The sequence below is a fragment of the Arthrobacter sp. TJ-270 genome, from assembly GCF_058269075.1.
Genome location: NZ_JBZCNB010000001.1, coordinates 768,577 through 795,244, shown reverse-complemented (window position 1 = coordinate 795,244; position 26,668 = coordinate 768,577). Strand labels below are relative to the sequence as shown.

The 26,668-nt window shown below is 65.2% G+C and carries 23 protein-coding genes; 14 read left to right on the top strand and 9 right to left on the bottom strand.

The window, feature by feature from the left end:
• Positions 1-25 precede the first annotated feature (25 nt).
• Genes pabB through AC4D2M_RS03740 form a run of 3 tightly spaced genes read right to left on the bottom strand, consistent with a single transcriptional unit; the run spans position 26 to position 3,654 of the window.
• Positions 26-2,077, bottom strand: a complete 2,052-nt coding sequence (gene pabB / locus AC4D2M_RS03750) for an aminodeoxychorismate synthase component I (protein WP_490890108.1) — start codon at positions 2,075-2,077, stop codon at positions 26-28.
• Between the two features lie 3 nt (positions 2,078-2,080).
• On the bottom strand, positions 2,081-2,698 hold the full coding sequence (locus tag AC4D2M_RS03745; RefSeq protein ID WP_490890106.1) for a LysE family transporter: 618 nt from the start codon (positions 2,696-2,698) through the stop codon (positions 2,081-2,083).
• Positions 2,695-3,654 (bottom strand): NAD-dependent epimerase/dehydratase family protein, encoded by a 960-nt coding sequence (locus AC4D2M_RS03740; RefSeq protein ID WP_490890104.1) that lies wholly within the window; start codon positions 3,652-3,654, stop codon positions 2,695-2,697. The genes AC4D2M_RS03745 and AC4D2M_RS03740 overlap by 4 nt, the downstream gene beginning before the upstream one ends.
• Before the next feature lie 145 nt (positions 3,655-3,799).
• Between AC4D2M_RS03740 and AC4D2M_RS03735 the strand changes: the two genes are divergently transcribed.
• A complete protein-coding gene (locus AC4D2M_RS03735; RefSeq protein WP_490890103.1) occupies positions 3,800-4,504 on the top strand; it encodes a TetR/AcrR family transcriptional regulator in 705 nt (234 codons plus the stop codon).
• A 24-nt stretch (positions 4,505-4,528) separates the two neighbouring features.
• On the opposite strand, the gene AC4D2M_RS03730 is transcribed toward AC4D2M_RS03735, so the two are convergent.
• Positions 4,529-5,038, bottom strand: a complete 510-nt coding sequence (locus tag AC4D2M_RS03730) for a low molecular weight protein-tyrosine-phosphatase (protein WP_490890102.1) — start codon at positions 5,036-5,038, stop codon at positions 4,529-4,531.
• 86 nt (positions 5,039-5,124) lie between these two features.
• Positions 5,125-5,598 (bottom strand): MarR family transcriptional regulator, encoded by a 474-nt coding sequence (locus tag AC4D2M_RS03725; protein WP_490890101.1) that lies wholly within the window; start codon positions 5,596-5,598, stop codon positions 5,125-5,127.
• 91 nt (positions 5,599-5,689) lie between these two features.
• Here AC4D2M_RS03725 and AC4D2M_RS03720 point away from each other — a divergent pair, with 91 nt between their 5' ends.
• The 9 genes from AC4D2M_RS03720 to AC4D2M_RS03680 all read left to right on the top strand — a co-directional run bounded on the left by AC4D2M_RS03720 (position 5,690) and on the right by AC4D2M_RS03680 (position 14,745).
• Positions 5,690-7,888, top strand: coding sequence for an MMPL family transporter (locus tag AC4D2M_RS03720; RefSeq protein ID WP_490890099.1), 2,199 nt, complete (start codon positions 5,690-5,692; stop codon positions 7,886-7,888).
• A 175-nt stretch (positions 7,889-8,063) separates the two neighbouring features.
• Positions 8,064-9,938 carry a molecular chaperone DnaK gene (dnaK, locus tag AC4D2M_RS03715; RefSeq protein ID WP_490890097.1) on the top strand — a complete coding sequence of 625 codons (1,875 nt, stop codon included), beginning with the start codon at positions 8,064-8,066 and terminating at the stop codon, positions 9,936-9,938.
• A gap of 2 nt (positions 9,939-9,940) precedes the next feature.
• Positions 9,941-10,657, top strand: a complete 717-nt coding sequence (locus AC4D2M_RS03710) for a nucleotide exchange factor GrpE (RefSeq protein ID WP_490890096.1) — start codon at positions 9,941-9,943, stop codon at positions 10,655-10,657.
• A gap of 149 nt (positions 10,658-10,806) precedes the next feature.
• Entirely contained in the window at positions 10,807-11,817 is a 1,011-nt protein-coding gene (locus AC4D2M_RS03705) for a DnaJ C-terminal domain-containing protein (RefSeq protein WP_490890093.1), read from the top strand.
• A 37-nt stretch (positions 11,818-11,854) separates the two neighbouring features.
• Positions 11,855-12,277: a heat shock protein transcriptional repressor HspR gene (locus AC4D2M_RS03700; protein ID WP_490890089.1), complete on the top strand. Its 423-nt coding sequence runs from the start codon at positions 11,855-11,857 to the stop codon at positions 12,275-12,277.
• A gap of 47 nt (positions 12,278-12,324) precedes the next feature.
• Positions 12,325-12,930: a hypothetical protein gene (locus AC4D2M_RS03695; RefSeq protein WP_490890086.1), complete on the top strand. Its 606-nt coding sequence runs from the start codon at positions 12,325-12,327 to the stop codon at positions 12,928-12,930.
• 5 nt (positions 12,931-12,935) lie between these two features.
• Positions 12,936-13,628 carry a PspA/IM30 family protein gene (locus AC4D2M_RS03690; RefSeq protein WP_490890083.1) on the top strand — a complete coding sequence of 231 codons (693 nt, stop codon included), beginning with the start codon at positions 12,936-12,938 and terminating at the stop codon, positions 13,626-13,628.
• A gap of 51 nt (positions 13,629-13,679) precedes the next feature.
• Positions 13,680-14,243 (top strand): SDR family NAD(P)-dependent oxidoreductase, encoded by a 564-nt coding sequence (locus tag AC4D2M_RS03685; protein ID WP_490890081.1) that lies wholly within the window; start codon positions 13,680-13,682, stop codon positions 14,241-14,243.
• Positions 14,233-14,745: a DinB family protein gene (locus AC4D2M_RS03680; RefSeq protein WP_490890080.1), complete on the top strand. Its 513-nt coding sequence runs from the start codon at positions 14,233-14,235 to the stop codon at positions 14,743-14,745. The genes AC4D2M_RS03685 and AC4D2M_RS03680 overlap by 11 nt, the downstream gene beginning before the upstream one ends.
• 9 nt (positions 14,746-14,754) lie before the next feature.
• Here the strand turns inward: AC4D2M_RS03680 and trmB are convergent, their stop codons facing one another.
• Both trmB and AC4D2M_RS03670 read right to left on the bottom strand, forming a co-directional pair.
• Complete coding sequence (gene trmB, locus AC4D2M_RS03675) at positions 14,755-15,624, bottom strand: tRNA (guanosine(46)-N7)-methyltransferase TrmB (RefSeq protein WP_490890079.1); 870 nt, start codon at positions 15,622-15,624, stop codon at positions 14,755-14,757.
• A 45-nt stretch (positions 15,625-15,669) separates the two neighbouring features.
• On the bottom strand, positions 15,670-16,899 hold the full coding sequence (locus tag AC4D2M_RS03670; RefSeq protein WP_490890426.1) for a M20 metallopeptidase family protein: 1,230 nt from the start codon (positions 16,897-16,899) through the stop codon (positions 15,670-15,672).
• Between the two features lie 308 nt (positions 16,900-17,207).
• On the opposite strand from AC4D2M_RS03670, the gene AC4D2M_RS03665 reads away from it, so the two are divergent.
• Positions 17,208-18,851, top strand: a complete 1,644-nt coding sequence (locus AC4D2M_RS03665) for a DEAD/DEAH box helicase (RefSeq protein ID WP_490890077.1) — start codon at positions 17,208-17,210, stop codon at positions 18,849-18,851.
• Positions 18,852-18,982: 131 nt separating this feature from the next.
• Positions 18,983-19,387 carry a YccF domain-containing protein gene (locus AC4D2M_RS03660; RefSeq protein WP_490890076.1) on the top strand — a complete coding sequence of 135 codons (405 nt, stop codon included), beginning with the start codon at positions 18,983-18,985 and terminating at the stop codon, positions 19,385-19,387.
• Positions 19,388-19,391: 4 nt separating this feature from the next.
• Here AC4D2M_RS03660 and AC4D2M_RS03655 read toward each other — a convergent pair whose 3' ends face one another.
• Positions 19,392-21,341, bottom strand: a complete 1,950-nt coding sequence (locus tag AC4D2M_RS03655) for a penicillin-binding transpeptidase domain-containing protein (RefSeq protein ID WP_490890074.1) — start codon at positions 21,339-21,341, stop codon at positions 19,392-19,394.
• A gap of 99 nt (positions 21,342-21,440) precedes the next feature.
• Here AC4D2M_RS03655 and AC4D2M_RS03650 point away from each other — a divergent pair, with 99 nt between their 5' ends.
• A complete protein-coding gene (locus AC4D2M_RS03650) occupies positions 21,441-22,439 on the top strand; it encodes an aldo/keto reductase (protein WP_490890073.1) in 999 nt (332 codons plus the stop codon).
• Between the two features lie 118 nt (positions 22,440-22,557).
• Positions 22,558-25,155, top strand: a complete 2,598-nt coding sequence (clpB, locus tag AC4D2M_RS03645) for an ATP-dependent chaperone ClpB (protein WP_490890071.1) — start codon at positions 22,558-22,560, stop codon at positions 25,153-25,155.
• A 37-nt stretch (positions 25,156-25,192) separates the two neighbouring features.
• Here clpB and AC4D2M_RS03640 read toward each other — a convergent pair whose 3' ends face one another.
• Positions 25,193-26,437 (bottom strand): septum formation family protein, encoded by a 1,245-nt coding sequence (locus AC4D2M_RS03640; protein WP_490890070.1) that lies wholly within the window; start codon positions 26,435-26,437, stop codon positions 25,193-25,195.
• Between the last annotated feature and the right edge of the window lie 231 nt (positions 26,438-26,668).

The following is a 26,668-nucleotide window of genomic DNA, read 5'->3' as shown; positions in this document are numbered from 1 at the left end:
GGCCGCGTGCAGCGAGCAATGTGGACTATGCCGGAAAGGACGAGCCCAGCGCGGACAATACCCCGAACGCCTTCGTCCGCACTTCCTCCCACTCCTCGGACGGGTCGGAATCGGCCGTGATCGCGCCGCCCACGCCGAGCGTGAGGCGGGTGTCGTCGTCGTCATTCTCCATCACGAGCGTACGAATGACGACGGCGAGGTCCGCTGCCCCATCGAGCGAAAAGTACCCGGCGGCGCCCGAATAGACACCCCGCGGTGCACCTTCGAGCCGGTCGAGGATAACCATGGTGCTGATTTTCGGCGCGCCCGTCATGGAACCGGCAGGGAACGCGGCGGCGACTGCTTCGGCGCGGGAGGACCCCGGCCGCAGCTGCGCGTCGATAGTGCTGACCATCTGGTGCACCGTTGCGTACGTTTCGATGTCGCACAGGCGGCTCACCGTGACGGTGCCGGGGATGGCCAGGTGGGAGAGGTCGTTGCGCAGCAGGTCCACGATCATGATGTTTTCCGCGCGGTCCTTGGTGCTGGTGCGCAGCTCGGCCTGCAGGGCGGCGTCCTCGTCAGGATCGGCGGAGCGGCGCCGGGTGCCCTTGATCGGTTCGGCGCGCATCCCGCCGGACGAGTCGAGCCGGAGGAACCGCTCCGGCGAGGTGCTGGCAATAGCAAGGCCGGGGAAAGAGAAGTAGTGCGCAAACGGAGCCGGGTTGGCACGCCGCAGCTCAAGGTAGGCCTCGAAGGGCCGAACCGGACCCTCCGCGTGAGCCGTGAGGGCGGTTGTCAGGCACACCTCGTACGAGTTGCCGTCGGCGATCTCCGCCTTTGCCGTGCGGATCTTCTCCAGGTACTGCTCGCGTGTATCGCGTGCGGAGAAGCGGGGAGCGGGCAGCCGCTCGGCCGGAGCCGGAGCAGTTCCGCCCGAGAGTACGACGGCGCGAGCACGTTCCAGCCAGGCATCGGCGTCAGTGTCTCGGGAGCCGTCACGCAGGGTCAGAAGGTGGGTGCGCCGATCTCGCTGATCGAGGACGACGGCGCGGCCCGCGAAGAGCAGCGAGGCGTCCGGGACCGTGCCGCGCATGTCGGTGCCCGGTGTGGTGGAACCGCCGGTTTCCCGCTTCAGCTCGTAGCCGAGGTAGCCGAGCCAACCGAGGGCGAACGGACCGGGGTAGGTGTCGGGCAGCCGGACGGCACGCCTGCCCCATACGCCGTCGAGCCAGCGGAAAAACGGCCCGGCGATACGTGCGGTGACCGGACCACTGGTGACCGAGGTGGTGCCGTCGGTGTGCTGGGCGAGCTGGCCGAACCGTCCGCCGTCGTCCGCCAGTATCGAGAACCGGCTGCGGCCCTGGGGGTCCTCGGTGGTGGAGCTGTCCAGCCAGACGGCCGAGGCGGCCGCCCCGTAGAGCTCTCGGAACACCGTTGCGGCCTCAGGGAACGTCTCGATCGTGTCGACCTGCAGTGTGAGGCCGCGCCGCGCCGCCCGTTCCATCGACATGAGGAACTCGCACTGGGGCAACCCGCTCAGGGCGCGGCGAAGCTGATCCGGGACAGCGTTTCCGCGGTGACCCTGCACCAGCAGATCGGCGTGGGGTGCGGGATGGTCTCCCGCGAGCCAGTGTTCCTCCTGGTCGGACCAGCGCTGCCAGAACGGAGCGTACGTGTCGCCGTCACGGGTCAGTGCGCTCGTGCGTCGGAGGTCGTCGGCGGCGTTGATCCAGACGACCACGTCGAGGAACTCACGCGCGGCTTCGCACGCCGCGCCCACTCCCTCCACCACCACAATGTCCGCGGGCTGTGTGAGGCGGGTGTCGCCGTCGTGGTTCGCGGTCCAGTCCCAGGCCGCCCACCGGGCGGGCAGCCCGGATGCGAGCGGGGTGAGCACAGAGCGGACGTACCGCTCCATACCGTCGGCAAGACCGTCCCAGCCGGGGTAGATGTCCTCAAGATGGAACAGGCTCACGGTGTGGTGTTCCCGCAACAGCGTTGTAAGCTCCACCGCCAGCGTCGTTTTGCCCGCGCCCGATCGGCCGTCCACGGCGATGATGAGCGGAAGGACGGCGTTTGCCGGCTTGTGTGCCATGAATCAGGAGAATGCCAGCAGTGCGCCCACGGCGACAAACAGCGTGCCGAAGATGCGGTTGAGCAGGCGCTGTCCGCGCGGACCGCTGGTGAATCGGCTGAAGGAGCGCGCCGCCGCGGCGAAGAAGAGCCACATCACCAGAACATCGATAACGACGACGGTGCCCGCCAAAACACCGTACTGGCCCAGAAGCTCCTGCTCCGGCCGGATGAACTGCGGCACGAACGCCAGGAAGAACACGATTGCCTTGGGATTGAGCAGGTTCACCCAGAGTCCCCGGCGGAACATCGACACCGCGCCTTCGGCGTGCAGCGTGGCGGCCTGCTCGGCGGGAATCGGACGTTCGAGGAACTTCCGGATGCCGAGGTACACCAGGTAGGCGGCGCCTGCATAGCGGATGATGTTGAAGGCCAGCGGCGACCCGGCTACCAGGAGCCCGACTCCGGCGGCCACCACGGCGATATGCACGAGCAGGGCCACCTGCTGGCCGAGGATGCCCCACATGGAACGCCGGAACCCCACCGTGAGGGAGTTGCTCATGGTGTTCACGGCACCGGCTCCCGGAGTGAAGCTGATGAGCGTCTGGGCGCCGACCAGCGCCAGCCAAATCGAGAGGGTCACTGAATAATCTTAGGGGCGTCCGCCGCAGCCTCCTGCCCCTGCCACCAGCTCACAGTCGCGGCCGCGCCGTCCCGGAGAGGAGTAGGTCGGAGTCCAAGGAGTGCCTCGCTGCGCGCGGAGTCCATCACGAACGGGTTCTCGAACTGGTACAGCATCTCCGCGAGCTCCCGCATGTCGCTCGTGACCTTTCCGAGCGAGCGGACCATCCAGCCTGGAATCGGGCGGACCCGTGGCTCCGGTGCGCCGGCGGCACGAGCGAACTCCTGGGCGATCCCGCGTTGTGTCGGAGCAGGAGCTGTCGGTGCGTGCAGTACGGAGTTCCAGAGCTGCTTGTTCCGGGCTGCCGCAATCATGGCTGCCGCGAGGTCGGGAACATAGGTGAAGGAGTGCGGTAGGTCCGCGTCCCCCAGCGGCCGGATGGTCTTTCCGGCCAACACCCGCGGGACTACGCGCTCGCCGGCATGGGAGGTCCGGACCCGGGGTCCGTAGAAGTCAGACGAGACCACGCTGACCGTCGCCGTAGCGGAGGCTTTCCGCTCCCGCAGCAGCCCGGCGCGCACTCCGCGTTTGCCTGTGGCGGCTGCCCGGGAAGAGCCTTCGGTCATGTATTCATCCGGCTGATCGTATGAATACAGGCTTTCCGGGAAGACGACGACGGCGTCTGCCTTCCCTGCCGCCTCCAGCACAACCCGCTCGGCGAGGGGCAGTTCCGCTTCCCAGGCCGCGGCGGTGTAGGCGGAACCATGAATGCAGTGGAAGACGGCTGCCGCGCCGTCAACGGCTGCTTCCATTTCCCGATGGTCTGATGCATTGGCAGGGACACGCTCGACGCCGGCAAGGTCCGGACCGCTCCCCGAGCGGGTGAGGATCCGCACCCGTGCGCCCTGGCCCGCCAATTGTTCTGCCACGGTCCAGCCCACCGGGCCGGCTCCAGTCACTATGTACAGCTGCGCCATTTCTTCTCCTGGTTGATCGATGCAAGTTTTGATGGATTCAAGTGAGAGCACTGCTCTCGCTTAAGGATGCGCGCAGTCGATGGTCCTGTCAATAGCACCGCTCTCTAAAGTTGACACCGCTCTCGAGGGTGGGGAGCATGGGTGTATGGCTCCCACACCCCGCGAACGTGCCCGCGCCCAAACCATGGAGGACATCACACGGATAGGACGGGAACACCTCGCCGTTCGTGGAGCTGCCGCACTGTCGCTGCGGGCCATCGCCCGGGAACTGGGCTTGGTTTCTTCGGCGGTGTACCGATACGTGAAGAGTCGGGACGAACTCCTGACGCTCCTCGTGGTCGATGCCTATACGGAACTCGGCGACGAAGTGGACCACGCCGTCTCACTGGCACCCGCCTCCGATCACGCGGCAAGGTTCTTCGCGCTCGCACATGCGGTGCGCGGCTGGGCTCTGAGGGAGCCGGCCCGTTATGCTCTGCTCTTCGGCAGTCCCGTGCCGGGTTATCACGCGCCCGCGGAGCAAACCACCGGGCCCGGTACACGTGTCATCAGGGCGCTTGTTCGGATATTCGACGACGCCTACCGATCCGGCACGGGCGAGGCGTTGCCTGATATTCCGCATGGCACGACCAGTCAGGGTCAGCTGTCGGTGGATCTTTCGCGCATTCGGGAAGAAATGGACCTGGCGGCCAGCGATGACCTGATCGCGCGGGGCACGCTCGTCTGGGCTGCCATTTTCGGCGTTGTCAGCTTTGAAGTCTTCGGCCAGTACGGCGCCGGCACCTTCTCGGACCCGGAGAAGCTGTTCGAGCAGCACCTGCTGGTGCTGAAGGACATTGTCTCGCTGTAGTTAAGCCTGTATCTGCCGAAGCATTTACCGAGCCGCGTGACCCCGCGCGAGATCCTCCTGCACGTACTGGACAATGCCGGGAACGGCGTCGTGAATCATCTGCCAGGTGGCTTCGAAGTCTGCCCCATCCCCGTACCACGGGTCATAGATGCCGAGCTCGGAGACCGGCGTGCCGGCGGTCGACGGGTCGAACTCGCGAAGCAGCCGCACCCGGCTGCGACTGTCGGCGTCAGGGGCTTCGAGCCGCAGGTCCTCATAGTGGTCCACGTCGAGCGCAAGAATGAGATCCCGCTCCGCGTACCAGGTCGGATCGAATTTCCGCGCGCGGTGTGTTTCGCTCTCCAGACCCAGCTCGGTGAGCTTCGCGGCGGCTCGCTCGTCGATCGGGTTGCCGGTCTCCCAACCGGTGGTGCCGGCGGAGTCCACCAGGACGTCGTCGTTCAGTCCGGCCTCCTCGAAGGCGCGGTTGAGCATGATTTCGGCCATGGGGGAGCGGCAGATATTGCCGGTGCAGACAGTGACGATCCGATACATGGGTCAATCGTAGGTACTGAAGCAAGACGGGCGCACGGGGGCGTGCCGAACTCCCCGGCTTCTTGACGCCGCTCATGACCGTCAGGTTACTCCGGCGGTTCCTCCACTGCTCGCTGGCGCGCGTCGACCGTGGCGTCGGTCACCTTGCGCATCATGGTGCTGAGCAATTCAAGCTCCTCAGCGGAAAAGTCGGAAAGTGCCTTTTCCACTTCGCGGGCCAGCGGTGCAAAAAGGCGTGACCCGGTTGCGAGTGCCTTCTCCGTCATCTCGAGGTGAACCTGCCTGCGGTCCACGGAACTGCGGGAGCGGCGAACATGACCTGCCTCGTCGAGGCGGTCGATGAGCGCGGTGGTCGCCGGTGAACTCAGGTTCAGCGCCTGCCGCAGCATTCCGGGCGTCACCGTTGCACCCGCGCGGGCAGCACCCATCATGATTCCGAGCGCGTTGAGGTCCGTCCGGTGCAGGGCATCCCGAACGCTGATTGTGTCCACGTAGCGGTCCGTCTCGACGGTGAACTGCTGCAACAGGGACATCAACTCGCGTGGTGCGGTGGCGGCCATATTCCTCCTCTTCATTTAACAGAGTAGGATACTGCCAATTATCTCCATCACGGATATAGTAGGCAGCAGAGATAATTCAGAGAGGTCAGGAATGTTCCAGAGGAAGTGGGTCCGGGCAATTCTCCCGGCGTTCATAGTGGTGTTGTGGTTTATCGGCGCCGGATTCGGCGGGCCCACCTTCGGAAAGTTGGAGGGCGTCTCCAGTAATGACCAGGCTTCGTTCCTTCCGGCCAATGCCGAATCAACGGAGGCCGGAGAACTGCAGGAGGCATTTACGGAGTCAACGGCATTACCCGCCGTGATTGTCGTCGAGTCGGAGACGGAGATTCCGCCGCAGGAACTGGCGCGGTACCGGGAACTCACGGGGGAGTTGGAGAAGGTGCCTGGACTTGAAGCGGCCTCGGATGGGCAGCCTGCAGTAGTCGGCCCCATTCCTTCCGAGGATGCCCTTGCCGTCCAGTACATCGCCTCTGTGTCCGACGACGGCGAGTTGGGTGAGGTTGTGGTCGAACTCCGCGAGGTGCTTGAGGCGGAACTGCCCGAGGGTACCGAGGGCTACGTCACGGGTCCGGCCGGATTCACCGCGGACCTGGTCAGTGCCTTCGGTGGCATCGACGGAATCCTGCTGGCAGTCGCACTGACCGCCGTATTCCTGATCCTGTTGGCCGTCTACCGCGCCCTCATCCTGCCCTTCCTGGTGCTTCTCACTTCGGTCTTTGCCCTCGCCACGTCGATCCTGCTTGTGTATGCGCTGGCCTTGTGGGGCTGGATTGAGCTGAGCGGCCAGAGCCAGGGCATCCTGTCGATCCTTGTGATCGGCGCGGCTACTGATTACGCGCTGCTTCTGGTTGCCCGGTATAGGGAGACGCTCAGGGAGTTCAGTTCCAAGTGGGACGCGATGAAGGCTGCCTATCGCGCCTCAGTGGAGCCCATCATTGCCTCGGGAGCCACAGTGATCCTCGCGCTGCTGTGCCTTCTCTTCTCCGACCTCAATTCCAACCGCAGCCTGGGTCCGATCGCCGCCATCGGCATTGTCTTCTCCCTGCTTGCCGCCCTGACCCTTCTCCCTGCGTTTCTCCTGATCTTCGGCCGGAGTGCGTTCTGGCCGCTGCGGCCAAAGGTCGGCACCCGTCCCGGCGGTGTTCATGACCGCAACGTCACCGGCCTTGAAGGTCTGCGCGGCATCTGGAAGCGCGTCGGCAGCCTGGTTGCGCGGTTCTCCCGACCGGTGTGGATCGTGTCCCTGCTGGTGCTGGTCGCCGGTTCGTTGGGACTGCTCCAGTTGCAGGCGTCGGGTGTGCCGCAGTCGTCCCTCATCCTGGCCCCGTCCAACGCTGTGGACGGTCAGGACGCGCTCGCGCGCCACTTCGACGCCGGCGCAGGCAGCCCCGTCACGATCGTTGCTCCCGAAGGCCGACAGGATGGCGTGCTTGAGGTCACCGAAGCACAGGAGGGAGTGGCAGAGGCGACCGTGGTCGCCGATGGCGCAGGCGACGTCGTCGTACGCGAAGGCAACGTCCTCGTCAGGGCGACACTTGATTACCAGGCGGACTCCGCCGAAGCGGAGGAGCTGGTCAAGCAGCTGCGCGTGGACCTGGATGCCGTGAGCCCAGACGTGCTGGTGGGCGGGGTGACCGCAGTGGCACTGGATACCAACGAGACCGCGCAGGCTGACCTGGCGAAGATCATCCCGATCGTCCTCCTGGTCATTCTCCTGATTCTCATGCTGCTGCTGCGGTCCGTGCTGGCGCCGGTGCTCCTCATCGGCTCTGTGGTGCTGTCCTATGCGACGGCGCTCGGCGTGTCGGCACTGGTGTTCAACAACCTCCTCGGGTTCGATGGCGCAGATGCTTCCGTGCCGCTCTTCGGCTTCGTCTTCCTGGTGGCGCTGGGTGTCGACTACAACATCTTCCTGATGACCCGCGTTCGGGAGGAATCGCTGCGGATAGGAACCCGGCCGGGCATTCTCCGCGGGCTGGGAGTGACCGGCGGCGTTATCACCTCGGCGGGCATCGTGCTGGCGGCAACATTCGCGGCTCTGGGCGTTATCCCCATCCTGTTCCTCGCACAGATCGCCTTCATTGTGGCATTCGGTGTGCTGCTGGACACCGTGATCGTCCGATCCCTGCTGGTTCCGGCGCTCGCCTATGACATTGGCCCGAAGATCTGGTGGCCGTCCGCACTCTCACGGCACGACGGCGGCGCTGCAGCTTCGCCCCATGCGAAGCACCGGGCGGGCTCCTCCACTGAAACGCATGATGCAGTGGGAGCGTCCGGACAGTCCCACTGACCCCATGCGGGACGTTCGAAGGCAGTCCTTCCCGAGAAGTTGAGCCCTCCCGACTCAACCTTGGTTTGACACCTGTGTGTGGCGTAGTAGGGTTGAGTGCAGAACGCTCAATGTGAGCGGAACCTGACAAAGCAGCCAACGGTCCTTGACCGGCGGCTCGTCGAAAGGAACACGCATGTCACGTGCAGTAGGTATCGACCTCGGTACAACCAACTCGGTCGTCTCCGTGCTTGAAGGTGGCGAGCCCACCGTTATCGCCAACGCGGAAGGCGCGCGCACCACTCCGTCCATCGTCGCTTTCTCCAAGGGCGGCGAGGTTCTGGTCGGCGAGATCGCGAAGCGCCAGGCCGTCAACAACATCGACCGCACCATTGCCTCCGTCAAGCGCCACATGGGCACTGACTGGACAAAACAGATCGATGACAAGACCTACACGCCGCAGGAAATCTCTGCCCGCATCCTGCAGAAGCTGAAGACCGACGCGGAGAGCTACCTCGGCGAGAAGGTCACAGACGCCGTCGTCACCGTTCCGGCGTACTTCAACGACGCTGAGCGTCAGGCAACCAAGGAAGCCGGCGAGATCGCGGGCCTGAACGTCCTGCGCATCGTCAACGAGCCCACTGCGGCGGCCCTGGCCTACGGCCTGGACAAGGGCAAGGAAGACGAGCTCATCCTCGTGTTCGACCTCGGAGGCGGTACGTTCGACGTCTCGCTCCTGGAAGTCGGCAAGGACGAGGATGACTTCTCCACCATCCAGGTTCGTGCCACTTCCGGTGACAACCGCCTCGGCGGCGATGACTGGGATCAGCGGGTCGTGGAGTTCCTGCTCTCCCAGGCAAAGGCCAAGGGCGCAGACCTGTCGAAGGACAAGATTGCCCTGCAGCGTCTGAAGGAAGCTGCTGAGCAGGCCAAGAAGGAACTGTCCTCTGCCAGCTCCACCAACATCTCCCTGCAGTACCTTTCCGTCACTCCCGACGGACCGGTGCACCTCGACGAGCACCTGAGCCGTGCCAAGTTCCAGGACCTCACCAAGGACCTGCTTGACCGCACCAGGAAGCCGTTCCACGACGTCATCGCCGAAGCCGGCATCAAGGTTTCCGACATCGACCACATCGTCCTCGTCGGTGGTTCCACCCGTATGCCCGCTGTTTCGGAACTGGTGAAGGAACTGGCCGGCGGCAAGGAGCCCAACAAGGGCGTGAACCCGGATGAGGTTGTCGCCGTCGGCGCTGCCCTCCAGGCCGGTGTACTGAAGGGCGAGCGCAAGGACGTCCTCCTGATCGACGTGACCCCGCTGTCGCTGGGCATTGAGACCAAGGGCGGCGTGATGACCAAGCTCATCGAGCGCAACACTGCCATCCCCACCAAGCGCAGTGAGACCTTCACAACCGCGGATGACAACCAGCCTTCGGTTGCCATCCAGGTGTTCCAGGGCGAGCGTGAGTTTACTCGCGACAACAAGCCTCTGGGCACCTTCGAGCTCACCGGTATTGCACCGGCGCCGCGCGGTGTTCCTCAGGTTGAGGTCACCTTCGACCTTGACGCCAACGGCATCGTGCACGTGTCCGCCAAGGACAAGGGCACCGGCAAGGAGCAGTCAATGACCATCACCGGCGGCACCGCGCTGTCGAAGGAAGACATCGACCGCATGGTCCGTGAGGCTGAAGAGCACGCTGCCGAGGACAAGCAGCGCCGTGAGGCCGCGGATGTCCGCAACTCGGCCGAGCAGCTGGCCTATTCCGTTGGCAAGCTCATCGACGACAACTCCGACAAGCTGCCCGAAGATGTCAAGACCGAGGTGCAGTCCGACGTCGATGCACTCAAGAAGGCTCTGGAGTCGCAGGATAACGACGACGAGGTGAAGGCTGCCTTCGAGAAGCTGCAGACCTCCCAGACCAAGCTCGGCGAGGCCATCTACGCCCAGGCTCAGCAGGAAGGTGCCGCCGGTCCCGGCGCTACCCCCACCGGTGAGCCCAGCGAAAACGGATCCAAGGCTGACGACGAAGACATCGTCGATGCCGAGGTCGTTGACGAAGACGAGAAGAAGTAGCCATGCCGCACCACGGAAACGAAGAGGAACACTCAGAGCCAGTGAGCTTCCGAGATAACCGGAAGATCGACCCGGAGACTGGGGAGATCCGTGGGCAGCACGGCACAGCCGAAACAGACGGCACGGGCACCCCTGGCTCGGCACCCTTCGCGGGGGCCGGCCAGGAGCCCGGCGCCGGAACCGGGCAGGATGCCTCGGACCCGGTGCACCTGGACGGAGCGGACGCCGGTGTTGATGCACTGGCGCAGGCAGAAGCGATCCTCAATGAGGCCGGTGGCGGGGAAGAGCTTCCTCAGGCGTCCACCAACGTTGAGGCCGAGCTTCGGAATGACCTGCTCCGGCTTCAGGCCGAGTACGTAAACTACCGGAAGCGGGTGGAGCGGGACCGCGACGTCGCACGGGATATGGCAGTGATCGGGGTACTGAACTCGCTCATGCCGGTGCTCGACGACATTGACGCCGCCCGCCAGCACGGCGACCTTGCGGACGGGCCCTTCGCCGCTATCTCCACCAAGCTGGAGAACGCGCTGAAAACCTACGGTCTCTCGCGCATCGATGAGACCGGCGTGGAGTTCGACCCGAACGTCCACGAAGCGCTCATCCAGCAGCCAAGCCCGGACGTCCAGTTCGACAGCGTCAGCCAGATCCTCCGCGCCGGTTACAAGAAGGGTGACCGCGTCCTGCGCGCAGCCCAGGTGATCGTAGCGGTACCTGAGTAGCTGAGCACGCCGTCCCCTCCGAACGGGGGCAACGAAATTCCTACGGGCCTGGCGGCCCTCGGAATATTAAAGCCCCCTTCCTCGGAGGGGACGGCGGCAATGCTTCCACGAACAGGACAACTTAAAGTTCAAGAGAGAGGAGGGGTCAGATGGCTAGTCAGGATTGGGTCGACAAGGACTTCTACAAGATCCTTGGCGTGCCCAAGGACGCCTCCGACGCCGACATCAAGAAGGCTTACCGGAAGCTCGCGCGCAAGCACCACCCCGACCAGAACCAGAGCACCGGCGGCTCGGACCGGATGTTCAAGGACATCTCCGAGGCCTACTCGGTGCTGTCCGATCCCGAGGAGCGTCAGCAGTATGACGCGATCCGCGCCATGGGAAGCGGAGCACGCTTCACCGCGGGCGGCCCGGGCGGGGCAGGCGGCGGTGCCGGCTTTGACGACATGTTCGGGAACCTCTTCGGTCAGACGGCGGGTCGCCAGCGTGGAGGTTTCGGCGGCGGCAGCAACCTGCCTCCGGAGTTCGCCGATCTGTTCGGCGGAGGCGGCGGCTACTCTTCCGGCGGTGGATTCCCCGGGGGCGGTGGGTTCCCCGGGTATCAGGCACCGCCGCGCAAGGGTGCAGACCGCACGGCGAGCACCAGCATCTCCTTCGCCGGGTCCATCCGCGGCACCACGATCGGCCTGCGTGAGCCCTCCGGCGAGGTGATCGACGTTCGTATTCCTCCCGGCATCCGTGACGGACAGAAGGTCCGTGTACGCGGAAAGGGTCAGACCGGGCACGCAGGAAACGGTGACCTCATGGTCACGGTGAATGTGAAGCCGCATCCGTTCTTCCAACGCGACGGCGACAACATCCGGGTGCACGTACCCGTGACCTTCCCCGAGGCAACGCTCGGTGCGCAGGTGGAGGTGCCCACCCTGGACGGTGAGATCGTCAAGGTGAAGGTGCCGGCGGGTACTCCGTCCGGCAGGACCCTGCGGGTCAAGGGCCGTGGAGTGAAGACTTCGAAGGGTACCGGCGATCTGCTGGTGACCATCGACGTCGTCGTTCCGCAGAATCTGAACAAGGATGCAGCGGCCGCCGTCGAAGCATTCGCCACCGCCACGAAGGATGCCGATCCGCGTAACAACCTCGCCGAGAAGGCGCGGCTTTAGGGTGTGGGGAATCTAGCCAGCAGAAGGGAGCGACACCATGTCTGTTGATATCAATATGCCGATCTATGTGATCTCCGTGGCGGCGGAGCTGGCAGACATGCATCCCCAGACGCTGCGTCAGTACGACCGGCTGGGCCTCGTCACTCCCAGCAGGGCGCCGGGGCGGGCCCGCCGGTATTCCCAGCGCGATGTCAATGTCCTGCGCGAAGTGCAGCGGCTGTCCCATGAGGGCGTCTCGCTGGAAGGGATCCGGCGCATCCTTGAACTGGAGAATCAGGTCATGGCGCTCCAGCACAGGGTCAGCGAACTCACCGAAGAGCTGGCACAGCGACGGAAATCGGAGACCAGCCGTGTCTTCGCTGCCGGTCTCGCGGGTGACGTCGTCACCCTCGCCCGGGGCCAGCGTCCCCGCCCGCGCAGCCAGGCACTCATGATCTGGCGCGGGGATCCCTCCCGCTGAGGGCCCCCACGTAGCGCAACCTCCAATTCCACGGCACACTTGTATACATGCCTGATTCAGAGTTCGCTGACGCCGCGGAAGTCCTGCTGGAGGGTGTTCTCCAGCTCCTCCTCTTTGGTGGAGCGGTCCTGGGTGTGCTGGCCATCGGTGCGGCAACCGGTACCTGGTTGCTCGTGCGCCGTGTCCGCCGTTCGGGGGTCCTCCGCCGCCGGATCGAGCGCGGGTCCAGCCGCCTGCGGTCCTTCTCCACGGATGCATCGGCACGGGAGCTCGCCAGGCTCCGGCTCCAGCTTGAGCGCTCCACGGACGCCACCCGCCGCTCCGTTGCGGCGGCTATCGCACAGGGTTCTCCCACGGGGGACCTGGCTGCAACCGCTGAGGATCTCACCCGGGCCGAAGCCGTACTCGGTGAACGCCTTGCGCTTGCCGGACGGGAACCGAACAGGGCGCTCCGTGAAGACCTTGCAGGCGGCATCGGCGAGCAGGTCAACTCCCTCTGCGAACTGTCGGCTCAGCTGCGTCGGGCCCTTCTCGAGGTTCATCAGGTCTCCGGCAGCAGGCAGCTTGAGCGCGCCACCTCGCGCCTCACTACGGAAATCGGTGCCCTGAGGACCTGGAATGCCGCCTACGGCACCGGCACGCGGCGGGCCTAGGACCAGTGTCTGTACGCCGCCGCATCTCACGCATCCTTTCCTCGCGCCGCAACGCTCCTGAACCGGTCGATCCCATCGCCGCGCTCGGGCAGACCCAGCGGCAACAGGAGGAAAACCTCGACCGTGCCCGCCGCAGTGTTGCCGACCTCGCCGCTGTACGGCACCGGGTCGACAGCCTCGCCCGGCAGGCAGCGGCAGACCTCGACGCGTGCAACCGCGAGGCGGAACGCGCGGTTGCGGACAACAACGACGACGCCGCCCGGGCCGCGCTTCGCCGTGCACTGGACGTGCAGAAAAGGCTCGAGGCTCTGACCCGCCAGCGCGATGGCGTCGATCAGCAGTTCCACTCCCTCGAAGCAGACCTGTACCGGCTTGAAACCTCATTGCAGGAAAATGCAGTCCGCTACGAATCCCTCAAGGCCCAGCACGGCGCCACCCAGGCGGCGCTGGACGTTCAGGGTGCGGTGTCCGCTTCAGCGGGAAGCAGTGTGGAAACCGCTCGTGCCGCGCGCGAGGCGGAGCAGGAAGCCAGGCGTCTGAGGCATCTGCAGGCAGCCCAAGAGGAACTCACCTGGTCGGACCCGTCCTCCGGGAAGCTCGAACAGGCGTTCGGCGAGCTCGAGGCACGTGAGGCAGCCGAGCAGGAACTCCGGCAGCTGAAAGAAAAGGCACAGGACCGCCGTCGAGGGCAGGCATAGGCCTTGCGGGCCCGGGAGGGAAGCGTCAGGGCGGGTTGCTAGGCTCAGGTCATGGGTGAGACCAACGCCGCCGACATCCGCGGCAAACAGTTCCTGGTGGTAGGAGCAACGGGCCAGCTCGGTTCGCGCATAGCTGCAGAACTGGACGCAAGGGGAGCGCGGCTGATCCTCAGCGGACGCGATGAAGCGAAACTCAGCGCTGTCGCTCATCGGTTGGGCGCCCGGTCCGTCGCTGCTGATCTCACCCTGCCCGGAGGGCCCGCCCGCATCGCCGATACGTTGGATGACGAGCCTCTGGACGGCGTGGTTTATGCCGCGGGCGTCGTGGCATTCGGTTCCCTCGCGGAGCTCGACGATGACACTCTGGACGAGCTGCTGCTCACCAACTTCGTGGGCTTCGCCCGGCTCCTCCGGGTTGTTGTCCCGCGGCTGAGCAAGGGATCCCAGGTGGTCCAGATCAGCGCTGTCGTCGCCGATAGTCCCACCGGAGGCATGGCGGCGTACTCCGCGAGCAAGGCGGCGCTGAGCGCGTTCGGCAAGGCTGCTGCGCTCGAGTTGCGCCGTAGCGGGCGCTTCAACGCCGCACCCGGATACGCTTCGATCTATGGCAATTGAACCGGATACCAAGGACTGGACCTGGGTGTTGGAACGAGCCTGCACCGAATGCGGATTCGACCCGGCAGACTATCCGCCTGATCGCATCGCGGAGCAACACAGAGCAGATCTGCCTCGGTGGCGGACCGTCCTCGAACGGGCCGACGTTCGCGACCGCCCCGACGAGAGCACCTGGTCAGCACTTGAGTATGCTGCCCACGTCCGGGACGTCTACGTGCTGTTCACTGAACGCACGGAACTGATGTTGGCGCAGGAGGACCCGCTCTTCGAGAACTGGGACCAGGACCGCACGGCACAGGAGGAAAACTACGCCGCCGAGGATCCGGCCAGGGTGGCAGGCGAGCTTGCAGATGTGGGCGAGGCGTACACCGCGCTGCTGGATTCGGAGACGGACTGGGACCGTGTAGGGCGGCGAAGCAATGGGTCGGGATTCACTGTCGCAAACCTCGCGCAGTACGGACTGCACGACGTCGTCCATCACCTTTACGACGTGCGCGCCTGACGGCAGCGGCTAAAACACCCGCCGGTACGCCAGGTCGAAGATCATGCGGCCAGCGTCATGGGCCTTGTTTTCAAAGCTCGTGAGAATCCGGCCCTCGAAACGCGGTGCCCAGCCTCCGAGCATGTCCTCGCCTTCGCGGGCCGAGGCCGTACCGGCGGGCTCGCGTCCCTCACGGCGGGGGGTCCCGCCGACTTCGTGCTCGACGCCGCTGGCCCACACCTGGGTCAGGGGACTGTCCCCCCCGGCGCGTTCGCCCTCGTGCAGGTTCTCGAACAATGGTGAGGCGTTGGCGGCCTCGCGCATTTGCGCCGCGTAGTCCGACCAGTCGGTGGCGAGGCGCAGAATGCCGCCGGGTTCCAGCACGCGCCCGGCCAGCTCGATGAAGGAGTCCTTGACGAGCCGGCGCTTATGGTGGCGGGTCTTGTGCCAGGGGTCGGGGAAGAAGACCCACAGTTCGGCGACCGACGCGGGACTGATCATCGTGGCCAGGGCTTCTGCCGCGTTCACCTGCGCGACGCGCACGTTGGTCAGCCCCCGCTGGTCAATTCGAAGCAGGGTCTGGGCCAGCCCCGGCTTGTACACCTCGAGGGCGAGGAAGTTGCGCGCGGGGTGCTCGGCTGCTGCATGCGCCACCGCTTCACCCAGTCCCGATCCGACCTCGATCACCAGGGGTGCATCGCGCCCGAAGGAGGCAGCGGCGTCGTACTCCCACATGGGGTCCACAGAAGTGTCCGCCGCGGAACTGCGCGGAACCTCCACGACGAGGCCTTCGGACAGCTCCGCCCATGCATCACGACGGCGGCCCTGGAGTCGTGAGCCGCGGCGCACGAAGGAGACGGGCTGGGCAGGGAAGGGCTGGGGCTCAGGGTGCGTGCTCATCGGTACAAGCGTAGCGAGGCACGCCAAGCCGGCGGTCCGGACGGGTCAGGCGCCCGAAAGCTCGGCGATCCGCGCCACTGCCAGTTGCGCATAGAGGGCGGTGCCGTCGGCGAGGATGCTGTCGTCGAAGGTGGCGTAGGGGGAGTGGTTGAACGCGGTTCCCGCCGGATCGACACCCGGTTGGACGGCGGACAGGAAAACGAAACTCCCGGGCACGGCCGCCAGCACCCGGGAGAAGTCCTCTGAGCCGCTGAGGGGATTGGCCATCTGCGTGTACCGCTCGTCGCCGAACAACTCACCGACGTGCTTCTCAACGTTCGAGGTCTCCGTGGGGTCCGTTACCGTCAGCGGATACTCCGTCTCATACTCCACCGTTGCGTAGAGTCCGTGCGCTTCGGCGATGCCGTTCACCAGGCGCGGGATCGCGGTTCGCATCAGCTCCCGGTTCTGCTCGGAGAAGGTCCGGATCGTCGCTTCTATGCGCGCTGATTCGGGGATGACGTTCCGCTTGGTTCCCGCATGCAGAAGACCGACGGTCAGCACCACGGGATCGAACATGTCGAACTGCCGCGTGATCATCGTCTGCAGGCTGGTCACAATTTCTGCCGCAACGGTGACGGGGTCTTTGGCACGGTGGGGTGCCGACCCATGGCCGCCGACGCCGTGGACGGTCACATCAAGCGAATTGGACGCTGACATCAGCGTGCCGGGCCGGCTGGCGAACAGGCCATTGGGCAGCAACGAGGACACAACGTGAATGCCGTAGGCCGCGTCCGGCCGCCGCCCTGCGGCCTCGAGTACACCCTCGCGGATCATCACCCCTGCGCCATCAAAACCCTCCTCGCCAGGCTGGAACATCAGTACGACGTCGCCCGCCAGCTCCTCGCGCCGGTCAGCAAGGATCCGCGCGGCTCCGGCGAGCATTGCCGTGTGCAGATCATGGCCGCAGGCATGCATGGCCCCGTCAATCCGGGATGTGTAGTGGACTCCGGTCTGCTCCTGCACAGGAAGAGCGTCCATGTCTCCGCGCAGCAGAACCACCGGCTTCTGTCCGTTCGACGACGGTGCCGTTCCGCGCAGAACTGCGGTCACCGACGTTGTGTCCTTGCCCACGCTCACCTCGTAGGGAAGCCCGTCCAGCGCTTCCAGCACCTTCTCCTGGGTACGGGGCAGGTGCAGGCCGACCTCCGGTTCCTGATGCAGGCGGTGACGCAGTTCAGTTACTTCCCCGGAAAGATCTGCAGCATGGGAGCGGATAGCAGCGGCGGTGGACATGGTTCCTCCTGCGGTGTGGTGAGGTTTCAGTGCGGCGCGCGTGGTGGGCTTGCTCACACAATCCCCATCCTCACCAACGGCCGTCAGGAGCGCAACCAGACCACTGATAGACTGGATCCACTTGTTTGCGGCACATGAAGCTTTTTACGAAGACCAACAGCCGCAGCCTGCGTCGATGAACGCATTCTTTTGTCCCGCGCTATCTCGCAAGATTGTGAGAGCGGTTGACACTGTCTGACTTTCCTTCGGCGGACTCTGGGCACCAACCGGTGCGCAGGGAAGATGAGAAGAAAGTTCGTGTACTTTACATGACTACCTTTGCTGCGCTTGGCGTGCCCACAGCGCTGGTCCGTTCCCTTACCGACCAGGGAATCACTGAACCGTTCCCCATTCAGGTCAAGACCCTCCCCGACACCCTTGCGGGCCGGGACGTTCTTGGCCGCGGCCGTACCGGCTCCGGTAAAACGCTCGCGTTTGCGCTGCCCATGGTGTCGCGCCTGGCCGAGCGCGAGGCAGCCTACCGCCGCAAGCCGGGCCGCCCGCTGGCGCTCATCCTTGCTCCCACACGTGAGCTTGCTACGCAGATCAACGCGACCGTCGAGCCGCTGGCCGCCGAGCTTGGCCTGAACACCACCGTCATCTACGGTGGCGTCTCACAGGCCCGCCAGGAAAAAGCGCTGCGCGCCGGCGTCGACATTGTTATTGCCTGCCCCGGCCGGCTTGAAGACCTGATGCGCCAGAAGCTGGTGACGCTCGAGTCGGTGGAGATCACCGTGCTGGACGAGGCCGACCACATGGCCGACCTCGGCTTCCTGCCCGTCGTGAAGCGGATCCTGGACACCACACCAACCGAAGGTCAGCGCATGCTGTTCTCGGCCACCCTGGATAACGGCGTGGACAAGATTGTCCAGCGGTACCTGTCCAACCCGCTGACCCACTCCGTGGACACGACACAGGCTTCGGTCACCACCATGGAGCACCACGTGCTGCTGATCGGCGACCAGACCCAGAAGAAGCAGCTCATTGTGCAGCTCGCCTCCGGCAAGGGCAAGCGCGTCCTGTTCATGCGCACCAAGCACCACGCCCGCAAGCTCGCCAAGACCCTGACCGACGCCGGTATCCCCGCCGTCGACCTGCACGGCAACCTTTCGCAGAATGCGCGCGACCGCAACCTGGCTGAGTTCTCCACCGGTGATGTGCGCGTGCTTGTCGCCACTGACGTCGCAGCGCGCGGAGTGCACGTTGACGACGTCGAGCTCGTGGTCCACGTTGATCCGCCCACGGAACACAAGGCGTACCTGCACCGCTCCGGCCGTACGGCCCGTGCCGGTTCCGACGGTACCGTCGTGACCATCACCCTGCCCGAGCAAAAGGGCGAAGTGCAGAAGCTCATGAAGGCCGCAGGTGTGAGCGTCGGCTTCGAGAACGTCACAGCGACCTCCCCGCTCGTGGGCAAGCTGATCGGTGAGGCCGCAGAAAAGATTGACCCGCGCACCCGTGCCGCCCTCCTGGCGCAGCGCGAGACCCCGCGCGGTTCAGGCGCCTCGACCGGCGCCAACGCCGAGCGCAAGCGTGCCCGACGCGCGGCTCCCGCTGCCGGCGGCCGCGGTGGCCGCGGCGGTCGGGGCCGCGTTGCAGCCGAGCCCCAGGGCAATCGTGCGGAGCGCCGCAAGGACCAGCCGCAGGCGCCTCGCTTCGGAACTGACAGTGAGCGTCGTACCGGTGAGGGTGCCGCAGCCGGCGGCAACCGTACCCGCCGCCCCCGTCCGGCCCGCTCGGGTGACGTCGCTGCCCACAGCGCCACGGCCAGTCGCGGCTCGCAGGGCAAGGCGCAGCCGGGCTCGGGTCAGCGCAGCCACGCGCCGTCGTCGTCCGGCCGTCCCGCCGGTAGCCGCGGCTCCGGCCCCCGCAGGGCAGGTGCACCAGCCTCCAACGAGCGCCGCGGCCGCTAAGTAGCAAGCCAATAACACTGCCCACCGAGCTGAAACAGCCGGTGGGCAGTGTTGTTTCTGCACAGGAGCGGAAGACAGTTCAGGGAAGACCCTCATGGCCTTTCGGTGCTGCAGGCAGGAAGAATAGACCCATGAATGCACTCCTGAACATCATCTGGCTTCTCTTCGGCGGAATCTGGCTGGCGGTCGGCTACTTCCTGGCCGGGATCGTGTGCTGTCTGCTCATTGTCACCATCCCCTTCGGAATAGCAGCGTTCCGCATTGGGGCCTACGCGCTCTGGCCGTTCGGGCGGTCCGTGGTGGACCGCGGCGGGCGCACCTATTTCTTCTCCACCCTGGGCAACGTGATCTGGGTTGTGGTGGCGGGCGTCTGGATTGCCATTGGCCACGTGCTGACATCCATTCCGATGTTCCTCAGCATCATCGGGATTCCGCTCGGCATCGCGAATATCAAGCTGATCCCGGTGTCACTCATGCCGTTGGGCAAGGAGATCGTTCCGACGTCGGGGACCCGGCTTCCGCAGCAGCTGCGATAGCGCTTTACTGACCGGCTCCACGGAGAAATTCCTCCATCAGCGGGCCACCGGAGATGGAGCCGCGTTCGCCTTCTCCAACGAAGACGGCGACGGCAAGATCGCCCTGCAGAGCCACCACCCAGGCATGGGTTCGCGGCGGGTCCTCCGTGCCGAATTCAGCGGTGCCGGTCTTGGCGAGAACGGATTCGCCCGGGATGTCCGCGAGCAGTTGCGCCCCTCCCACAGTGACGACGGCGCCCATCATCTCCTTCAGGGCTGCCGCCTCGTCGGCGGTCAGGTTGCTGGGTGCCGACGCTTCTTCCGGCGTGGCTGTAACCTCCGGTGATGCTTCTGCAGAAGCTGACGACGTCGGCGCCTCCTCCTGAGCTGCCAGGAGCGTCGGCGCAACCCGGTCGCCGGCCCCGACAGAAGCCGCCATGATGGCCAGCGACAGCGGCGAGACCAGGATTTCGCCCTGCCCGATCATCGACGCGGCATGGGTGGTTCCGTCCGCTTCCGAGGGGACAGAGCCGAAGAACGCCGGAGTGCCAATGGGAACGTCGATCCCGATTCCGAGGTCCGCAGCAGCCGTTGCGAGTGCCTGTTGGGAAACGACCTCGCGCTGCGTGATGAATCCGGTGTTGCAGGACTGTGCGAGCGCCTGCAGGAGGGGGATCTCGCCAGTGAATTCCGCCGGGTAACCGGGTACGTTCTTGAACGCGCGGCCCTCGACGTCCAGCTCCTCCGGGCAGTCTGTGGTGGTTTCCGGGGTGAAGCCGTTCCTGAGCAGGGCGAGCGAGGTGGCCACCTTGAAGGTGGATCCGGGCGGATACTGGCCGAGCAGTGCGCTCTGCAACCCCTCGCTTCCCGGCCCGTTGGCGACCGTCAGAATCTCCCCGGTGGACGGGCGGATGGCGACGATGGAGGAGGCTGAGGGTTCTTCCGCGAGTACGTTCTGAGCGAGTGTCTGCAGCGCCGGATCAAGGGTGATTTCCAACGATTTGCCTGGCACAGGGGCCTTCTCGAACAGGACCTCTCCGCTGCGCGCTTCACCTTCTCCGGTCACGGCCTCGATGAGCATGCCGGGTGTTCCGCCCAATTGCTGGTCATGCTGCAGCTGGAGGCCGGACAGCCCGGCAACGTCGCCGGCCTTGAGCCGCCCTTCTGACTTTTCCACCACTTCGGCGGTTACGGACCCGACGGATCCCAGAAGTTCACGGGCGAAGGTGCGTGTGGGGGCAAGCGGCATGGTATCCGGAATCCCTGCGGCGCCGGGGATGGCGGTCAACTCTTCGTCGGAGACCGGGCGGTCCTCGGTGTCACGGAAGACAATCGCCTCGACGAAGGCCTGCTCGCCGGCGCCGAGCACCTGTTCGGTGTAGGCGGCGGAGTCGACGCCCACCAGTTCAGCCAGGGCCGCCGCGGAGGATTCCAGCTCGGTCGGGTCGAGGAGGGTCTTGTCGATTCCTACCCGGATGACCGGCCGGTCAGTGACCAGGACCTCGCCCCCTGCGCCGAGGATCTCCCCGCGTTCGGCCGGAGTCCTGGAGACCACGAGCGAGGCTTCCTCGCCCAGGCCATCGACCGCGACGGATGGATTCCAACCCACCTGCCAAACGTCGTCCACCAGGGTCAGCTCCGCCGTAGTCGTGTAGGTCCAGTCCTTGTCACCCGCGTCGATGTCCCATGCGTGATTGAGCTGTGCCGTAGCCGTGTCCTCGCCTGTGGATTCCACTGACGCGACGGTTACTGTGGGCGAGACCGGGTCAAGGGCAGCGGTGATTTCTTCCAGTTGGGCTGTGGCCCGTTCGGGGGAGACTGAATCAAGAGTAACGCCGGTCAGGTCCGTGTTCGTCAGGCCCGCGGCGAGGGTTGTTGCCGCGTCTTCGGCGGTAGGGCCCTTCGGAGTGCAAGCGGTCAGAGTCAGCGCCATTGCGGCGATAGTTAGGACGGAAGTGAATTCGGCTTTCCCCATGCGCTCCATTATCGCCCACCGGCTTTGCGTTTGTTTCCCTTTCCACAACGGCTTACCACGCTCTGTCGGGCAGGCCGCCACCGGAATACCATCGAGAGCATGACCCTTACTCGAACTGAACTGGCGGACGGCTTCACCGTGAGTGCGCAAGGCTTCGGCGGCATGGCGCTGACCGAGGTCTACGGAGGAATCGACCAGCAGCAGGCCCTGAAGACTCTCCATCACGCCGTCGATGCAGGAGTGACGTTCATCGACACAGCAGACATCTACGGCGCGGGCAGTAATGAGGAGCTCGTGGGCAAGCTGCTCGCCCGGCGGCGGAACGAGGTGGAAGTTGCCACCAAGTTCGGCATCGAGGGAAGCCCGGCTGCGGGCTACACCGGCATACGCGGCGGTTCCGCCTATGTCCGAAGCGCGGCTGAGGCGAGCCTGCGGCGGTTGGGAACGGACGTCATCGACCTCTACTACATGCACCGACGGGACAGCTCGGTTCCGATCGAGGAGACAGTCGGCGCGATGGCGGACCTCGTCACAGCGGGCAAGGTGCGCCACCTGGGCCTGTCCGAGGTCACTGCGGACGAGCTCGCCGCCGCTCACGCCGTGCACCCGATCGCGGCTGTGCAGAGCGAGTGGTCGATCTGGAGCCGGGACGTCGAACGTCAGGTTGTGCCGCGAGCCGCCGAACACGGTGTCGGGTTCGTGCCCTATTCGCCGCTCGGGCGGGGCTTCCTCACCGGCACGGTCCAATCCCAGACCCTGTCAGAGGGTGATTTCCGTCATCGCGTGCCGAGATTCAGTGCCGATGCGATGCAGGCCAATGCCGCCGTGCTGGAGGCTGTCCAGTCAGTGGCGGTCAGCACCCGCGCTACACCGGCGCAGGTTGCGCTGGCCTGGCTTGCGCAGCAGGGTTCCAGGTTCGGGCTCCCGGTAGTTCCGATTCCCGGCACCCGAAAGCCCGAGCGCATCGACGAGAACATCGGTGCTCTTTCGATCACGCTCTCCCAGGCGGATTGCGACGTTCTGGACGCCGCAGCCAACCTCGTCGTGGGGGAGCGCAGCGCTGACCCCAACTGGGTCTCGAAGGGCCGGGAGGTCTGAACCGGTCCAGAGCATGAAGGTGGGTTCGCCCGAAGTGAAAATGGATTCAGCGCAGTGCGCACAAAAGTTGAGCGTAGTACACTCAACTTAGTTATTGTGGTATTGCAGGGAGGCCAGCATGGACACAAAGTTCACCACCAAAAGTCAGGAAGCTCTGAACGCTTCCGCAATGAATGCCTCCACCGCGGGCAACCCGCAGGTGGAGCCGGCACATCTGCTGAAAGCGCTGATGGACCAGCGTGAAGGCGTGGCTGTCGCGCTGCTCACGGCCGCGGGTATCAGTGCGGACAGCGTCAGCGTCAAGGCGAGCACCGCGATCAAGGCGATGCCGACGTCGTCAGGCTCATCTGTGGCGCAGGCACAGTTCTCGCGGCCCATGCTGCAGGTCATCACGGCCGCACACCAGGAGGCGGAGTCGCTCGGTGACTCCTACGTATCCACTGAGCACCTACTGCTCGGACTCGCCGCTGACTCCGGCGCCACCGGCAGGATCCTGCGCGAAGAAGGCGCCTCGCGGGATGCCCTTTTCGCTGCGCTTCCCGGGGTGCGGGGCGATCGGCGCGTAACCAGCCCCGATCCGGAGAACACCTTCCAGGCGCTTGAGAAGTTCGGCGTGGACCTGACGGAGATTGCTCGCTCGGGCAAGCTGGACCCGGTGATCGGCCGCGATACCGAAATTCGTCGCGTAGTGCAGGTGCTCTCGCGCCGTACCAAGAACAACCCGGTACTGATCGGTGAACCGGGCGTCGGCAAGACCGCGGTCGTGGAAGGCCTGGCCCAGCGCATGGTTGCCGGCGACGTACCTGAGTCGCTGCGGGGGAAGTCACTCATCAGCCTGGACCTTGGTTCGATGATCGCCGGCGCAAAGTACCGTGGCGAGTTCGAGGAACGGCTCAAGGCCGTACTCGAAGAAATCAAGGCTTCCAACGGCCAGGTTGTCACCTTCATCGATGAGCTGCACACCGTCGTCGGAGCCGGCGCGTCCGAGGGGTCCATGGATGCCGGCAACATGCTCAAGCCCATGCTTGCCCGCGGTGAGCTGCGGCTGATCGGCGCAACCACGCTGGATGAGTACCGCGAGAACATCGAGAAGGACGCCGCGCTGGAACGCCGCTTCCAGCAGGTCTATGTGGGTGAGCCGAGTGTCGAGGACACCATCGGCATCCTGCGAGGGCTCAAGGAGCGTTACGAAGCGCATCACAAGGTCTCAATCGCCGACTCGGCGCTGGTTGCGGCCGCTACGCTGTCCAACCGGTACATCACCGGCAGGCAGTTGCCGGACAAGGCCATTGACCTCGTGGACGAAGCCGCATCCCGCCTTCGTATGGAGATCGACTCCGCCCCGGAGGAGATCGACCAGCTGCGCCGGGTCGTCGACCGCCTCACCATGGAGGAGTTGGCACTGGAAGGCGAATCCGACGAGGCCTCGGCGGGGCGACTCGCGGCTCTCCGCGCGGACATGGCCGACCGTAAGGAGCAGCTCGCCGCGCTGAACGCCCGGTGGGAGGCCGAGAAAGCCGGACTGAATCGCATCGGCGACCTGAAGGCAAAGCTGGATGAACTGCGTTCCCATCAGGAGCGTACCCAGCGCGAGGGTGACTTCGAGACTGCTTCGCGCATTCTCTACGGTGAAATCCCGCAGGTGCAACGAGAGCTGGACGCTGCGCAGGCCGAGGAGGAGCGGTCCGCTGACTCGCCGGATCTGATGGTTGCGGAGGAAGTCACCGCGTCGGACATCGCGGAGGTCATCTCCGCGTGGACCGGCATTCCGGCCGGGCGCATGCTCCAGGGCGAAAGCCACAAGCTGCTGCACATGGAGGAGAACCTCGGGAACCGCCTGATCGGGCAGAAGAAAGCGGTCGCGTCCGTCTCCGACGCTGTGCGACGTGCCCGCGCAGGAATCTCGGACCCGGACCGTCCCACCGGATCGTTCCTCTTCCTTGGTCCCACGGGCGTCGGCAAAACCGAGCTCGCCAAGGCGCTCGCGGAGTTCCTGTTCGACGACGAGCGCGCCATGATCCGGATAGACATGTCCGAGTACTCCGAGAAGCACGCGGTCTCGCGGCTGGTCGGGGCGCCGCCGGGCTACGTCGGTTATGACGAGGGCGGACAGCTCACCGAGGCGGTCCGGCGCCGGCCCTACAGCGTTGTGCTGCTTGACGAGGTTGAGAAGGCCCATCCTGAAGCCTTCGACATCCTCCTGCAGGTGCTCGACGACGGCCGCCTCACCGACGGTCAGGGACGCACAGTGGACTTCCGCAATGTGATCCTGGTGATGACTTCGAACCTCGGCTCCCAGTTCCTGGTGGACCCGACGCTCGACGAATCAGCCCGGCGGGACGCCGTCATGTCAGTCGTCAACGTGAGCTTCAAGCCGGAGTTCCTCAACCGGCTTGACGACATCATCATGTTCGACGCACTGAGCCTCGAGGAGCTTTCGCGAATCGTGGACCTGCAGGTGCAGGCCCTCGCCGGTCGCCTTCAGGATCGTCGACTCACACTGGACGTCACCGATGCGGCGAGGGAGTGGCTGGCACTCACGGGCTTCGACCCCGCGTACGGCGCCCGGCCGCTTCGCCGCCTGGTGCAGCGCGAGATCGGCGACCGCCTGGCCCGCGGACTGCTGGCAGGGGCGATCAATGACGGCGACAAGGTCCGTGTGGATCGCGCAGCCGACGGAGCAGAAGGGCTGACCGTGACCGGCGTGAGCGGATAACGCCGGTTCTTCAGCCCCTCCGTCTAGCGCAAGCGGGTTACTCAGCGAGGAGGGTATCCGTGATGACGTTGCCTTCATCGGAAACCACGAAGCAGTCAATACGGCGGTCGCCATCGGCCCAGGTCCCCGAGGTTGGGGTGACCTGGGTGAGTGTGAGTTCCGGGTAGTCGGCGGCCGCGTTCTCGTCGATCGGCACCGAGTTGCACAGGTCATCACCGCTGGAGGTCAGTGCGGTTTCCCCGGGGAAATCCGAATCCTCGGGGAAGCTGGTGGTTGCGAGCAACTGGGCATTATGCGGCGTGGTGCAGGAGACGGTTGTGACGTCGGCACTGACGTTCACCGAATCGAATCCGAGTATGCAGGCTCCGGCGCCCAGTTCCAGCGGTGAGATGTTCTCCGCAATGATTCCGTCCGCGCCCGGCGTGGTGTTCGGTGAGGATCCTGCTGCCGAATCGCCTGATGCCAATGCGTTGACAATGCTCGTGATCGCGAAGATCAGTAGGACAATCACCAGCAGAGCCACTATGCCGAGGATAATCAGCATCTTTCGTTTCGAACCCTTCGAGGATCGTCCCGCCGCACGCGCCCGAATGCGGGTGGGCGCAGGGGCATCAGGGTTCGCCGGGGGCAGACCGTAGGCGCCGCCCACGGGTGGTACGGGGCTTCCCGGAGCTTGCGGGTGGGGGCGAGGGAAAGGCTGCGCCCAAGGTGCGTCAGGAGCTTTGTCTTCTGACGCTGCGTCTTCTTGAGCTGTGTTCTCCGCGGCCGAGGTGTCGGTAGCGGGAGAGGTCGGCGGGCTGTCAGGCAACTGATCTGCGTTTTTCTCTTGCCCGGCTTTCCCCGGACCATCAGCAGGCGGTGCGGGGATCCCCGCGGGCAGATCGGTTGCATCGCCCGGAGCGCCTCCCGCATCGCCGGCAGTGCCTCCGGCAGGTGCAGTGCCGGAGGGTGCTGCACCCTCAGCAGGGTCCTCGGCCGGACGGGGGCCGGCCACGAGCGTCCCCACATTCTCGGCTTCCTGGGCGACCGAATCGGCTTCTGCGGCTGCCTCCTCCAGCGAAGCGGCCTCGGCCACATCGTCGCTGATCTCCGCCCCTTCGAGGGTCGGCTCGCTCAGACGGAGCTCCTCCGCACTTGTGTTGAGGGTCGGCTCAACCGCATCAGCGGAGACATCCGGGTCGGAGAGGCGAACGTCGTCAGCGCTCAGAAGTTCCGGTTCCGGTACAGCGGCTTCGCCCGCTGCGGAATCGCCATCCTCCGGCTTGTCCGGCTGATCGCTCATAGTGAACTGCCCCTTCATGTGCCTGCCGCGGTGACGCGCTGATTCTGGTCCAAAGTACCCCACGACTCTAGCCAACTATGGGGCTTTTCCGCATGGGCGGGGGATAACCGCACAACTATTGCGGGAAGCAACGGCGTCGGCCAGCACGTCGGACCTGTGAAACCATGTAATCTATACGTACGACACATTGACCGGATACTCCGGGGCCTCGTTGCGCCTTTATTCTCAAGG